This is a genomic window from Flavobacterium terrae (assembly GCF_900142035.1).
In the GTDB taxonomy this organism is placed as follows: Bacteria; Bacteroidota; Bacteroidia; order Flavobacteriales; family Flavobacteriaceae; genus Flavobacterium; species Flavobacterium terrae.
Genome location: NZ_FQZI01000005.1, coordinates 74,210 through 88,549, shown reverse-complemented (window position 1 = coordinate 88,549; position 14,340 = coordinate 74,210). Strand labels below are relative to the sequence as shown.

The window sequence follows — 14,340 nt, the reverse complement described above, 5'->3', positions numbered from 1 at the left end:
TTTTTTTATTATATTTTGAATATTCCTCCTACAGCAATAATTCTCTGTACGAATGTAAAATGTTGTGAAGCTTTATCTTCATTACTTACTGTGGTTCTGATGTTTTTCATATCAATATAACCAGTTTTTAACTCTCCTTGTACATAAAAATATTTAAAGAAAGTAAAGTTAATTCCGGCTTTTGCAGAGAAACCATATCCGGAAACATGAAAATCATCATGACGCTCTTTTCCTAAAAGTGTAGCATTTGTTTTAGGATATAAAATTCCTACTCCTAAACCTCCAGTTAAATTAATTTGAACTTTATCAGTATTTGGTAAACCAAACAATTTAGAAATATCATCATGTCTAGAAACCTCGGTATTCACATAGTTTAAACCATCTGTATGTTCATACATTAAAAATGCAGGACCACCAACTGGTGTAACCCCATTTTCATAACCTCCTTCTTGAGCACCACCTTGAGACATATCTACAGGTGTATTATTATAATTTCCATTATATATATTTCCAGGCGCATCTGAAGGTAAATTAATATAACCAGAAACATTAGCAATTTGATACTGACTCATTACATACTTCATATGATCCCACCCAATTGAAACGCTGTAGTGATCACTAAAGAAATATCCAAATCTAAAATTAGTCTGAGGAATTGTCATGTTTACAGGATTTATATAATCAATATGCCATCCTTTTGGTTTATCATGAGCAACCATATCATGAACGGTAAAGTTGTAATCTTTTCCTCTAAAGTTTACATCAGATCTACTATAACTATCTCTGTTTCCACCCCATGAAATAAAAAATTTTCCTTTGTTGTGTGCTGTGTATTTTTCAGGATTTTCTACTGTTTCTTGCGAAAAGGTGTACTGTGAAAAAACACAAAAAGTTAGTACAGCCATTAAAAATGGTTGTTTCATTTTTGCTTAAAAAAGATTAAAATTGATTTACAGTTTGACGTATAGCAACAAGTTTCTTCATTAAATCTTCAAAATAATCTAAATGAAGCATATTTGCACCATCACTTTTTGCATTTGCTGGATCAAAATGTGTTTCGATAAATATACCATCAACACCTACAGCGATACCAGCTTTTGCAATAGTTTCAATCATGTCTGGACGACCACCAGTTACACCTGCCATTTGGTTAGGTTGTTGTAAAGAGTGAGTTACATCTAGAACAGTTGTTGCAAGATTTTGCATTGTAGGAATTCCACGGAAATCTACAATCATATCTTGGTAACCAAACATTGTTCCTCTATCAGTAACCATAACGTTCTCGTTTTGACAATCTAATACTTTTTGAACAGCATGTTTCATGCTTTCAGGACTCATGAATTGCCCTTTTTTAAGGTTAACTGTTTTTCCAGTATTAGCAGCTGCAACTACTAAATCTGTTTGACGTACAAGAAAAGCAGGGATTTGTAAAACATCTACATATTCTGCGGCTTTTGCTGCATCTTCATTTGTATGAATATCAGTTACGGTTGGAATTCCAAATTCCTTCCCAACTTTTTGTAATATTTTTAATGCTTTTTCGTCTCCAATTCCAGAAAAGCTATCAATTCTTGAACGATTCGCTTTTTTGAATGATCCTTTGAAAACATATGGTATTTTAAGATTATCTGTGATGCCTACTAATTTTTCAGCAATACGCATAGCCATTTCTTCTCCTTCAATAGCACAAGGACCAGCTAATATAAAAAAGTTCCCGCTATCTAAATGCTTGATGTTAGGGATGTTGTGTAAGTTCATGATGTTTGAAATTTTTTGCAAATATATACTTATTCTTTCGAAATTGATTGGTTTTGAGTCATAATAAAATGTTATTAAAAGTAAAAAAACTCCGACCCTAAAGCCGGAGTTCCAACCAACATAAGTATGTCATGTATTAGTGTACATTTGACATATCTACTTTTCCTGAGCCTTTTTTTACCATCAACATAAATGGTATGCAAAGCAGAAATAAAATACCTAAATAAAGAAATACATCCATATATGAAAGTACAGTACTTTGTTTGATAACTGAACCTTCGATTGCTTTATGTGCTTTGTCAAGAGCTTCATTTGCAGTAAAGCCTTTTGACATAAATGACATTTGTAACTGCTGGATTCTTTGCTGTACTTCAAATTTTGTAGCATCTAAGTGAGAAATTAAATCTACTCGATGTTGCTGACCAAATCTTGAAATAAATGTTGTAATTAATGCAATACCAAATGATCCTCCTAGTTGACGCATCATTCCAGTAAATGCGGCTCCTTCACCGATTTCTTTTCCTTTAAGGGTTGAAAGTGCCAAAGTTGTTATTGGTACAAATAGTAATCCTAATCCAATTCCTCTTAAAATTAGAGGCCAAAACATGTGTTCGGCACCAGTATCAGGTGTCATTACATTGTGCATCCAAAAAGTAAATCCGAAGAAAATCAAGAATCCTAAAGAAACTAAATAGGCTTGTGGGACTCCTTTTTGAATTAATTTACCAATAATAGGCATCATAATTCCTGTCATAATAGAACTTGGAATCAATAACAAACCAGCGTCGGTAGCTGTCCAACCTAAAATGGCCTGAGTATAAATTGGCACAACAAATGTTGTTCCGTATAATCCAAAACCAAGAATGAAACACATGATAGTTCCTATTCGCAAGTTTTGGTCTTTTAGTACTCTAAGGTTTACAATTGGATATTTATAGGTGAGTTGTCGCCAGAGAAATAATATCAATCCAAAAAATGAAACTATGCTTAAGATTACAATAGTTGTGTTTTCAAACCAGTCATCTTGCTGACCATGTTCTAAAACGAATTGTAATGACCCAATGAAAGCTGTTAGGAAAACAATTCCCCACCAGTCAACTTGGTTTGCTTTCAGCTTTTCTCCGTATTTAGGGCTTTTTACAAAAGACAGTGTTAAGAACGTTGCAATGATTCCTAAAGGAATGTTGATATAAAAAATGTAAGGCCATGAAAAATTATCTACTAAATAACCTCCTAATGGCGGACCTAATGTTGGACCAATAATAACACCCATTCCGTAAATGGCTTGCGCCATACCTCTTTTTTCAGTTGGATAACTTTCGGTTATAATGGTTTGTGCCGTAACTAAAAGAGCTCCACCACCCATACCCTGAATGAATCTAAAAATTACCAACTCCCATATATTGCTTGCATTACCACATAAAAAGGAAGAAACGGTAAAGATTATAATTGACGCAGCAAAGTAATTTCTTCTTCCAAATTGTTGTGATAACCAGCTCGTCATTGGAATAACAATTACATTAGCGATTGCATAAGCAGTAATTACCCAAGCAACATCTGTTAAGGTAGCACCAAGACTTCCTTTCATGTCGTTTAATGCCACGTTTACAATGGTGGTATCAACAACTTCCAAAAGAGCGCAAAGTACTGCGGTTATTGTTATTATGACTCTTCTAAAGCCATATTCTACTAAATCATCTGTTTGTGTAGCAGCCATATTATTTTACATGTACATCAACTTCTACGTTCATTCCAGGACGTAATAATTTTACTTTTTCAACATCATTATTAGCTGTTAATTTAATTTTTACAGGTAATCTTTGAATTGTTTTTACGAAGTTCCCTGTTGCGTTGTCTGGAGGCAATATTGAAAATTTAGCTCCTGTTGCTGGAGAGAAAGAACTTACTTCACCTTCAAATTTAGTTCCAGGATAAGCATCAACTTTGATTCCAACTTTTTGTCCTACAACCATTTTGTCTAACTGAGTTTCTTTAAAATTAGCTACAATCCAAGTGTCTTTACTGTTTACAATGTAGAATAAAGATTGGCCAGGTTGAATCATTTGACCAGGTTGTACTTTTACGCTAGAAACTTGACCATCTGTCGCAGCAGTTATTACTGTATAACTTAAGTTTAATTGAGCTGCTTCTAGAACAGCTTTTGCTCTTTTTATGTTAGCCGATGCAACACCAGTTTGTTTACTAGCGACATTTGTTTTTGACGCCACCGCTTCACGTTGGTGAATGTTTGCATTACGTTGTTGTTGTAATATTTCTACTTGCTTTTCTGCTTCTTGTTTTGCAGCTAATGCTTGTTCGAATTGTTGTTTTGTAATGGAATGATTTTTATACAAATTTGAATAACGTTCAAAATCATTTGTAGCTCTTTCTAATCTAATTTTAGCAGCATCAATACTACCAGAGTTTGATTGAATCGTAGCATCAGTAATAGAAATATTTGCTGCTGCTGCTCCTACATCTGCTCTAGATACTTCTAATGTATTTTCTGCAGCAACTAAAGCAGCTTTTGCTTCTTCAACTTTAACAATAAAATCACTGTTATCGATAACTAATAATGTGTCACCTTTTTTTACAAAATCGTTGTCTTTAACTTTTACATCAGATATATATCCAGCAATTCTTGGGATAATTGGACTCATATTTTGTTCAATCTGAGCATCATCTGTTTCTTCATGAGCTTGGGCATGCATGTATTTAAATACGCCATAAATTGTTCCTAGTGTTACTAAACATGTTAGGATAATGACAAACTTTTTATTTGATGGTTTTTTATTTTTCATGATAGTACTATTTTATTTTTGTGTCAAATTGAATGAGTTAATTAGCTTTCCAGAAGCAAATTGTAATTGATAATATTTAAGAGCAATATCAGCTTGTGATAAGGCTAAGTTTATTTTAGTTTGTAACTGTTGTGTGTCGGCTTCTAATAAGTCGTTTGTTGTAGATAAACTATTATCGTATTTGTCTTTCACAATACGGTAATTTTCAGCTGCTTGTTCTACCGCTTGTTTGTATACTGCATTTTGTTTTTCAGAAAGATTGTAATTTTCTTGAGCTTGTTGAACTTCTTCTTTGATTTTATCATTCATCATAGAAACAGCAGTCTTAGCTTGTTCAGCTTTCGATTTTGCTAGTTTTACTTCTTTTCCATTTTTGAAAATATTTGATAAATCATAGTTTACTCCTACACCAAAATTCATAGCGTTAGTTACTGTCAATACATTTTTTAAATCAAAAGCAATGTAACCACCCATTAAAGCAATTGAAGGATAATAGCCACTTTGAGATGCTTTTACATTTGCTTCAGCAGCTTTTTGTTGGAAACTTAAAGCTTCAAAATCACTTCTTTTTGCTTCTACATATGCATTTCTGTTTAAAACCATGTCGTTTTTAACAGCTTCGATGTCGATATCTACTATGGTATTTTCAGGTAATTTTAAAAGAGTTACTAATTGATAATTAATGACATTGAAATTCTTTTGAGCATTATCCATTGATAATTGGATATTAGACTCTTGTAATTGGGCTTTCAATAAGTCATTTCTAGCCATTAATCCGTTATCAACCATAGCCGAAAAATCTTTAGTTCGCTGTTGTGCACTTTTAAGATTTTCTTTGAATAACTCTATCATTTCTTGTGATTGATACAGTTTTGCAAAAAGTTCTACAACATAAAGACCTATCTCTTCTTTTGCATGAATACTATTTGAAGCTTCGGCCTTATACATATTTTCTGAAGCATCGATTGAGTTTTTTAACTTGAAACCGTTAAATAATGGCATAGAAGCATTGGCTTGTCCAAATAAAAGTTGATTCACTTCAATTCCTTTTCCACCAGATCCAGTACTAAATGCAGAAGTCACATCAGCATTTGTAAGACGCATGTATTGCCCAGAAATCTTAACAGTTGGATATTGATTGTTTTTAATCGTTTCCATCTCTAGTTTTGCAGTTTGGGCTTTTAAATTTGATAGTGTTGTTTGATCACTTTTTGTAATCGCCAAGCTAATTGCTTCTTTTAGGGATAACTTTTTTTTCTCTTGGGAATACCCAGAGAACATTACCAAAAGGGTAATAATGATTGTTATTTTGTTATATTTCATAGGTTAAGAGGGCTTTTATTGTTTGTTTTATATGACGAGTAAGCTCTGAATTGATATACGCTTCAAATTCTTCTTCGGTATTCAGGTTCATTATATCTTTAAAAAAGGGTTTATTCATTTGGAAGTGAAAATAAGTCCCCATAATAGTTGTAGGGATTAATTCTATATTGATGTCAGTTCTAAATAAACCTTTTTCTTGACCTTCGGAAATCATGTTTTTTAGAATAGCTAAATTGTATTTTTTCATTTCGTTGAATGAATCACAATTAATTATCCTTTTTCCTGATGAAATTTCGAAATGAATGATTTGATACATTCCTTTATTCTTATTGATTCGTTTGATATACAATTCAATTAGACCATCAATTTTTTCAAGAGGACTTAGATCTTGTTGGTATAAGTTTTCCATTTGTAATCGCATATCAGAAATACGATATACAATCAATGATTCAAGAAGTTTTTCCTTTGAACCAAAGTAATAGGAAATCATTGCTATATTAATGTTAGCAATTTTTGCAATATCACGAACAGAAGTTCCGTCATAGCCTTTTTCTGCAAATAGCTTTTCAGCTACTTGTAAAATTTCTAATTGCTTTTCGTTAAAATCTGTCATTTTAATTTAATCTTAAATTCGAGTACAAAATTAAACACTTGTTTAAATTAAACGTTTGTTTAAATTAATTTTAACTTTTTTTTAACAACTATTTTTTATCAATGGTAATTACTAAAAAGCCCGTCAATTAAGTAAGACAGGCTCGTTTTGTTTAATTTTTAAGAATGTGTAAAAGTAATCTTTATCTTAATTTATTTATAAAAGTTGAGATGTTTTCAATAGGATGATCTTTTATAAATTTAATAAATGAGCTTCCAATAATTGCTCCTTTTTGATATTTGATAGCTTCAGTAAAAGTCTCTGAATTTGAAATTCCAAATCCTACGATTTGTGGGTTCTTCAGTTTCAAATCGGATATTTTTTTGAAGTAATTTTTTTGAACATCACCAAAAGAATTTTGACTACCAGTTGTACTCGAACTACTCACCATATAAATGAAACTATCTGAAATTTGGTCTATTTTATGGATTCGTTCGTCTGAAGTTTGAGGTGTAATTAAGCATATGTTTTTTAAGTTGTATTGCTCAAAAATAGTTTTATAATCTTGTTCAAAAACATCCAAAGGCAAGTCAGGTATAATCAATCCATCAATACCAACTTGAGCACATTTTTTACAAAATTCTTCTATACCAAACTGCAAAATTGGATTAAAATACCCCATTATTATAAGAGGGATTTCAACCGTTTTTCGAATGTTTTCAAGTTGTTCAAAAAGCAATTTTGTAGTCATTCCATTCTCCAAAGCTATAGTTGAACTTTCTTGAATTGTTGGGCCATCGGCCAATGGATCACTAAAAGGCAAGCCTATTTCAATCATATCGACACCACTTTTTTCAAGTTCTTGTATAATGGAAACAGTGCTGTTTAGTTCTGGGTAACCAGCAGTAAAATAGATAGAAAGTAACTTCTTGTTTTCTTGTAATTTTGTGTTTATTCTATTCATGTTTTCTAAATCTAATTTATTACTGATTAAAGCTCAAAATAGTTGATGTATGTATTCAAATCCTTGTCACCACGACCTGATAAATTGATCACAACAATATCATCTTTTTTAAATTTCTTTTGGTCTAAAACTGCTAAGGCATGTGAACTTTCAATGGCAGGAATAATGCCTTCAGTTTTGCACAAATTTAAGCCTGCTGCCATGGCATCATCATCCGTAATAGCTATAAATTCGGCTCTTTTAGTGTCATGTAAATGCGCATGTAATGGTCCAACACCTGGATAATCTAAACCAGCCGAAATAGAGTAGGGCTCTGTAATTTGTCCGTCTTCAGATTGCATTAATAAAGTTTTACTACCGTGAATGATGCCTATTTTGCCTAAAACAGAAGTTGCAGCACTCTCTCCTGAATGGATTCCTTTTCCAGCTGCTTCCACAGCAATTAAATTTACCTTTTCTTCATCAAGAAAATGATAAAATGCTCCAGCGGCATTACTTCCTCCGCCCACACAAGCTATTACATAATCTGGATTTTCTTTGCCTTCTTTTTCATGTAATTGTTTTTTAATTTCTTCAGAAATAATACTCTGAAATTTAGCAACCATATCAGGATAAGGATGCGGTCCAACCACAGACCCAATAATATAAAAAGTATCAATAGGGTTATTAATCCAGTCTCTTATGGCTTCATTTGTAGCGTCTTTTAAGGTTTTGGACCCTGAGGTTGCTGGACGAACTTCTGCACCAAGCATTTTCATTCGAGCTACATTAGGAGCTTGACGCTGAATGTCTATTTCTCCCATATAAACGATGCATTTTAAACCCATTAAGGCACAAACAGTTGCTGTCGCCACTCCGTGTTGACCAGCTCCAGTTTCGGCAATGATTCGTGTTTTTCTTAGTCGTTTAGCTAGTAAAATTTGACCAATTGTATTGTTGATTTTATGAGCTCCTGTATGACATAAATCTTCTCTTTTTAAATAGATTTTAGTGTTGTATTTAGCCGAAAGTCTCTCTGCAAAATAAAGAGGAGTTGGTCTTCCTACATAATCTTTTAGTAATTGATGGAACTCTTTTTGAAATTCAGCTGTTGCAATAATATCAAGGTATTGCTTGCGTAATTCTTCTACATTAGGATAAAGCATTTCTGGAATGAATGCTCCTCCAAATTCACCATAAAATCCATTTTCATTAACTTGATATTTCATTTTGTAATTCTTTTATTAATTGTGTGTTTTTTAGTCCTGGTTCTATTTCAAATTTGCTATTCACATCGATAGCGTGAATGGGTAAATTCATTTTTTTAATTTTTTCTATCTCCTCTACACCAATTCCTCCACTTAAGAAGAATGGTTTTTTAGAAGGATAATTTTTCAAAAGATTCCAATCAAAAGAAACTCCGTTACCTCCATGATATTTTCCTTTTGTATCAAATAAAAAGTAATCACAAACCGATTCGTAAGGCTCTATGGTATCAAAATTGAAATTTTCGTTGACAGAAAATACTTTGATTACTTTAGCACCTGTTTTTTTAAAAGCTTTGCAGAAACTTGGTGTTTCGTTTCCGTGTAGCTGAACAAATTGTAGATTATATCTTCTAATTTTATCGAGGATGTCATCTAAAAAGGCATTTACAAAAACACCTACTTTTTGAGTAGATTTAGACAAAATAGGAAGATTACCATCAAAATATCTAGGTGATTTTTCATAGAAAATGAACCCCATATAATCAGGATGCAATTGAGCAACATCCTTGATGTTTTCTTCATATTTCATACCACAGATCTTTAGTTTCATGGCCTAAGAAATTAAAATATTAATTAATTCTTTAGCAGCTTTACCAGGGTTTTCTGTTTTCATAAAGTGTTCACCAATTAAAAATCCTTGGTAGCCATATTGTTGTAATTCTAAAATGGCTTCAGTTGAATCGATACCACTTTCTGAAACTTTAACAAATTCATCTGGAATATGAATGGCTAATTCTTTGCTGTATTCTATTGTTACTTCAAAAGTTTTAAGATTGCGATTGTTTACGCCAATCATATCAATACTTGGCATGATTGATTTGTCCAATTCTTTACGGTTATGAACTTCAAGTAAAACCTCTAGACCAAGCGACTGTGCAAATTCAGAAAGTTGTTTGATTTCAGTTCTATCCAACACCGCTGCAATTAGTAAAATAGTATCTGCTCCAAATGCTTTGGCTTCCAAAATCTGATATTCATCAATAATGAATTCTTTTCTCAAAAGCGGAATGGTTGTTGAGGCTTTCGTCAATAGTAAATCATCTAACGAACCACCAAAATATTTTCCATCTGTCAACACCGAAATCCCTGAGGCACCAGCATTTTGATAACCAACAACAACTTCTTCAACTGAAAAAGAATTATTAATGATTGATTTTGAAGGAGAACGACGTTTGTGCTCGGCAATGATTCCTATAAGATTGTTACGCAAGTTTTTGCTTAAGGATTGAGTTCTTGACCCAAACAATGCAGAATTTTCCAATTGAGAAACTGGAATCAATGCTTTTTTGAGTTCAACTTCTCTTTTCTTGTCAAGTATTATTTTATCTAAAATATTCATGATTATCGACTTAATTCTTGTAGTTTTTTTAGTTTTTGAAATGCTTTTCCGCTTAAAAGACTTTCTTTAGCTAATTCAAATCCTTGGATAGGATTTAGATTTTTAACTGTTGCAATCGCCATTCCAGCATTAGCACAAACCACATTATTCTGGGCTTCTGTTCCTTTTCCTGATAGTATATCAATAAAAATTTCTGCTGATTTTTCTACAGTTACTCCGCCTTCAATTTCTGTTTCGTTTAATTTTTGAAGCTGAAAATCTTCAGGTTTTAGTATTTGATCATAGTTTTTGGAAATGATTTTAGTATTGCCTGTTAATGAGATTTCATCATAACCATCTAAACTGTGTAAAATGGTAAAGTTGGTTTCAGTGTTTTGGTACAAATACGCATACATTCTAGCTAATTCTAAACTGAATACACCTACCAACTGATGTTTTGGGAAACTTGGATTGACCATTGGGCCTAACATGTTGAAAAAGGTTTTTACAGCCAACTCTTTACGAATAGGGGCTACATTTTTCATGGCAGGATGGAAGAGTGGTGCGTGTAAAACACATATTCCTGCTTCGTCCATACTTTTTCTAAGAAAATCACTATCGTTACTGAATTTTATACCTAAAGTCTCCATGACATTACTTGATCCAGAAATTGAAGAAACTCCATAATTACCATGTTTAGCCACCTGAATTCCAGCTCCAGTAGCTACAAATGAAGCTAGTGTCGAAATATTGAATGTGTTCTTTCCGTCACCACCTGTTCCGCATAAATCAATCGTATCGTAATCCGACAAATTGATTGCAACGCAAAGTTCTAGTAAGGCTTCTCTAAATCCGGCAAGTTCATCAATGGTAATACTTCGCATCATATAGACAGTTAAAAAACTGGCTATCTGCGCCGGATTGTATTGCCCGTTGGAAATGTTGACCAATGTCTGCTTCGCTTCTTCCTTAGTCAGCGTTTCATGTTGTATCAATCGGTTTAATAATGTTTTCATCTTTGTTTTGGTGTTTAGTGTAAGGATGTAAAAGGCCAGGGCTAGTAATTTTACTATCCATAAATATTATTTTAATTATGTTTCACTAATTGCTAGTCAATATGACTAAGTACTAAATACTAGTTACTAAGGACTAAGAGCTATGCACTCAAGAATTAACCCAATTTTCAAGAATTTGCTTTCCATTGGGAGTAAGAACGCTTTCGGGATGATATTGAACACCCCTTACATCGAACGTTTTGTGTCGTAACGACATGATTTCTCCGTTACCATCAACCGAAGTGATTTCAAGTGTTTCTGGAAAATTCTCTTTGGAAACTACCCACGAATGATAGCGTCCCACTTCGATTTCTTTTTCTAAACCTTTGAAAAGGACTTCATCGTGAACAGTGATGCTAACTTTTGTAGCCACACCATGATATACTTTTTCAAGGTTGATTAAGCTTCCGCCAAAAACTTCTCCAATTGCTTGTTGGCCAAGACAAACACCAAGGATACTTTTAGTAGGAGCGTAGGTTTTAATGACTTCTTTAAGTAAACCTGCTTCATCAGGAATTCCCGGTCCTGGTGATAACAAAATTTTATCAAAAGATTTCAATTCGTCTATATAGAATTCGTCATTTCGGAATACAGTTACTTCACAATTCAAATCTTCCAGATAGTGAACTAAATTATAGGTGAAGCTATCGTAATTATCTATGACTACTATTTTTTTCATTTTTTAAATTTTGTTTGTTAACTAAATAGTTTCGGCTAATTCTAAGGCTTTATTTAAAGCGCCTAATTTGTTATATACTTCTTGCATTTCGTTTTCTTCACTCGAATCGACAACAATTCCGGCTCCAGCTTGATAATGCAATTCATGATTTTTACTCAAAAAAGTTCTAATCATAATGGCATGGTTAAAGTTACCTTCAAAATCCATAAAACCAATAGCGCCTCCATAGAAATTTCGGTTAGTATTTTCTATAGATTCAATTAATTGTAAAGCTTTATGTTTTGGTGCTCCTGAAAGTGTCCCAGCTGGGAATGTATTGGCAACAACCTGCATTGTAGTTGCATTATCATGTAATTGTCCAGAAACTTTGGAAACCAAATGAATTACATGGGAAAAGAATTGCACTTCTCTGTATTTCTCAACTTTTACTTGGTGTCCGTTGCGACTTAAATCATTTCTGGCTAAGTCTACGAGCATGATATGTTCACTATTTTCTTTTGGATCTTCAGATAATTGTTTAGCTAAAATGGCATCCTGTTCATCATTTCCTGTACGTTTGAAAGTCCCTGCTATTGGGTGAATCTCCGCTTTTTTATTATTGATGACTAATTGAGCTTCGGGAGAAGACCCCATAATTTTAAAATTACCATAATCGAAAAAGAATAAATAGGGTGACGGATTAATACTACGTAAAGCTCTGTATACATTGAATTCATCGCCTTTGAAACCTTGAGTAAATCTTCTTGATAAAACCAACTGGAATACATCACCACGCTGACAATGTTTTTTGGCCAAAACTACATTGTTTTTGAAGTCATCATCTGTTAAGTTGGAAAAGGATTCTCCTTCTTTGCTAAACGAATAAGAAGCAAAATTTTTAGATTGAATTAATTGTTCAATTTCGGGAATGTTATTCTGCTTGTCAATACTATGGCAGAAAATATAAGCCTCATTTTTGAAATGATTAATGGCAATTATGTTCTGATAAACGGCATAATACAGATCGGGAATTTGTAAATCGTTAGTTCTTTTTGTAATACTTACTTTTTCAAAATAACGAACAGCATCATAACTGGTAAAACCAAATAATCCATTGGTGATAAATTTAAAAGCGTTTTTTTCCGATTCAAAACGCGAAGCAAATTCCTGAATGCTTTCTGTAACAGAGGTTTGGTTTTCGATTAGTTTTTTGGTTGTACTTCCATCAGGAAGTGTTACAGAGATACTTTCGTTTTCTACTTTAATGCTTGCAAATGGATTGCAGCAAATGTAAGAAAAACTGTTCTCATTGCTGTGATAGTCATTACTTTCCAGCAAAAGGCTATTCGGGAATTTATCTCGAATTTTTAAATAAATACTCACCGGAGTAATCGTATCGGCAAGAATTTGTTTGTGATATGTATGTAATTTATATTTCATGATGCTTCGGTTTTGAGAATAAAAAAAGGCTTGTCGTGATTGACAAGCCTTTTTATCTATTTTGATTTTAAAAATACAGATAGGAGGATTCGCTCACGATTTTCGACGTAAGTAATTCCACCACCAAGTATTGTTTAAAATATTGTTCATTTCTGTTATTGTTTTACAACGTTACAAAGTTATAGAAATGATTTTTGAATACGCAAGTTTTTTATGTAAAAAATTTTATTTCTAAAACATTATTTTTTTAAAATTATAAAAATAAGATAATAAATTATTGTTTTACGATAATTAATTGTTACATTTGCTTTGTTGAATTTAAAAAGATATTTATGAAAGTAGTTCGAATAATAGCTTCTTTTTTATATGTTGTTACTAAAATTGTCGCTTTTTTTTATTTATTGGTTGCTATTTATGCCTTGATTAATTGTGTTTTTGAAGGCCCTTTTTTCGAAATAATGGAAAAGAACAGATATGCAATTAATTTTCCTTTTACAAAGCAACATTTTTTATTGGGGTCTGAATATACAGTTGCTTATGTTTCGGAAATGGTCTTAGGTTTGGCTATTTATGGTTTGTTTTTTTTGGTTTTGAGTAGTGTATTTAAGACCTTTAAGCAAGAACGATTATTTACAGTGGATGGATTGAAAAACTTGAAACAATTTTATCAGTTCAATTTGATTTTGTATCCAATTTCAGCAATTATTTGGTCATTGTTTAGTGTAGAAGATTTTCCATTTTTTGCCATGATTGTAGCTCATGCAATAATGGGAATTTTTATATTTTTTATGGCTGCTATTTTTCAACAAGGTTTGAATTTACAAAACGAACAAGATTTATATATTTAAATATGCCAATTATAGTTAATGTTGATGTAATGCTAGCTAAGCGTAAAATGCAGTCTAAAGAATTGGCAGAAATTCTAGGGATTACTCCTGCAAATTTATCTATTCTGAAGACTGGAAAGGCAAAGGGTATTCGATTTGAAACGCTTGAAGCGATTTGTAAAGCCTTGGATTGCCAGCCTGGAGATGTGTTAGAATACATCAGCGAATAAGCATCATTTTATTAGAGTTTTAACTATCGGTTTTTTTGACCGACAGGGTTTCTTTTGTCTCAATTTTTCAAAGCAGAATTATATAATTTTTAATCAATAATCATCACCCGAGGCGTAGCCAAACTTT

Annotated in this window: 15 protein-coding genes; 2 read left to right on the top strand and 13 right to left on the bottom strand. The window is 32.6% G+C overall.

Translation table 11 applies throughout. The annotated features are described in order from the left end of the window. Nucleotides 1-8: 8 nt before the first annotated feature. From BUC09_RS12280 to BUC09_RS12220, 13 genes are all read right to left on the bottom strand, one after another. Entirely contained in the window at nt 9-923 is a 915-nt protein-coding gene (locus BUC09_RS12280) for a hypothetical protein (RefSeq protein WP_073311898.1), read from the bottom strand. A 16-nt stretch (nt 924-939) separates the two neighbouring features. Next, a complete protein-coding gene (kdsA, locus tag BUC09_RS12275) occupies nt 940-1,758 on the bottom strand; it encodes a 3-deoxy-8-phosphooctulonate synthase (protein WP_073311897.1) in 819 nt (272 codons plus the stop codon). 136 nt (nt 1,759-1,894) lie between these two features. Continuing rightward, nucleotides 1,895-3,475 carry an MDR family MFS transporter gene (locus BUC09_RS12270; protein ID WP_073311896.1) on the bottom strand — a complete coding sequence of 527 codons (1,581 nt, stop codon included), beginning with the start codon at nt 3,473-3,475 and terminating at the stop codon, nt 1,895-1,897. Nucleotide 3,476: 1 nt separating this feature from the next. Continuing rightward, nucleotides 3,477-4,559 (bottom strand): HlyD family secretion protein, encoded by a 1,083-nt coding sequence (locus tag BUC09_RS12265; RefSeq protein ID WP_073311895.1) that lies wholly within the window; start codon nt 4,557-4,559, stop codon nt 3,477-3,479. A 12-nt stretch (nt 4,560-4,571) separates the two neighbouring features. Beyond that, nucleotides 4,572-5,882 carry a TolC family protein gene (locus BUC09_RS12260; protein ID WP_073311894.1) on the bottom strand — a complete coding sequence of 437 codons (1,311 nt, stop codon included), beginning with the start codon at nt 5,880-5,882 and terminating at the stop codon, nt 4,572-4,574. After that, nucleotides 5,872-6,495 (bottom strand): TetR/AcrR family transcriptional regulator, encoded by a 624-nt coding sequence (locus tag BUC09_RS12255; RefSeq protein ID WP_073311893.1) that lies wholly within the window; start codon nt 6,493-6,495, stop codon nt 5,872-5,874. The genes BUC09_RS12260 and BUC09_RS12255 overlap by 11 nt, the downstream gene beginning before the upstream one ends. A 181-nt stretch (nt 6,496-6,676) precedes the next feature. Further along, a complete protein-coding gene (gene trpA / locus BUC09_RS12250; RefSeq protein ID WP_073311892.1) occupies nt 6,677-7,438 on the bottom strand; it encodes a tryptophan synthase subunit alpha in 762 nt (253 codons plus the stop codon). Between the two features lie 26 nt (nt 7,439-7,464). After that, complete coding sequence (trpB, locus tag BUC09_RS12245) at nt 7,465-8,646, bottom strand: tryptophan synthase subunit beta (protein WP_073311891.1); 1,182 nt, start codon at nt 8,644-8,646, stop codon at nt 7,465-7,467. Then, nucleotides 8,630-9,235, bottom strand: coding sequence for a phosphoribosylanthranilate isomerase (locus BUC09_RS12240; RefSeq protein WP_073311890.1), 606 nt, complete (start codon nt 9,233-9,235; stop codon nt 8,630-8,632). The genes trpB and BUC09_RS12240 overlap by 17 nt, the downstream gene beginning before the upstream one ends. A 3-nt stretch (nt 9,236-9,238) precedes the next feature. Beyond that, nucleotides 9,239-10,024, bottom strand: coding sequence for an indole-3-glycerol phosphate synthase TrpC (trpC, locus tag BUC09_RS12235; protein WP_073311889.1), 786 nt, complete (start codon nt 10,022-10,024; stop codon nt 9,239-9,241). A 2-nt stretch (nt 10,025-10,026) separates the two neighbouring features. Further along, nucleotides 10,027-11,019 (bottom strand): anthranilate phosphoribosyltransferase, encoded by a 993-nt coding sequence (gene trpD, locus BUC09_RS12230; protein WP_073311888.1) that lies wholly within the window; start codon nt 11,017-11,019, stop codon nt 10,027-10,029. A gap of 148 nt (nt 11,020-11,167) precedes the next feature. After that, nucleotides 11,168-11,737, bottom strand: a complete 570-nt coding sequence (locus tag BUC09_RS12225) for an anthranilate synthase component II (protein ID WP_073311887.1) — start codon at nt 11,735-11,737, stop codon at nt 11,168-11,170. Nucleotides 11,738-11,758: 21 nt separating this feature from the next. Continuing rightward, a complete protein-coding gene (locus BUC09_RS12220) occupies nt 11,759-13,156 on the bottom strand; it encodes an anthranilate synthase component I family protein (RefSeq protein ID WP_073311886.1) in 1,398 nt (465 codons plus the stop codon). A gap of 332 nt (nt 13,157-13,488) precedes the next feature. On the opposite strand from BUC09_RS12220, the gene BUC09_RS12215 reads away from it, so the two are divergent. Together BUC09_RS12215 and BUC09_RS12210 are read left to right on the top strand one after the other, a co-directional pair. Then, nucleotides 13,489-14,004, top strand: a complete 516-nt coding sequence (locus BUC09_RS12215; protein WP_073311885.1) for a DUF2975 domain-containing protein — start codon at nt 13,489-13,491, stop codon at nt 14,002-14,004. 2 nt (nt 14,005-14,006) lie between these two features. After that, nucleotides 14,007-14,213, top strand: coding sequence for a helix-turn-helix domain-containing protein (locus BUC09_RS12210; protein ID WP_073311884.1), 207 nt, complete (start codon nt 14,007-14,009; stop codon nt 14,211-14,213). Nucleotides 14,214-14,340: the final 127 nt, after the last annotated feature.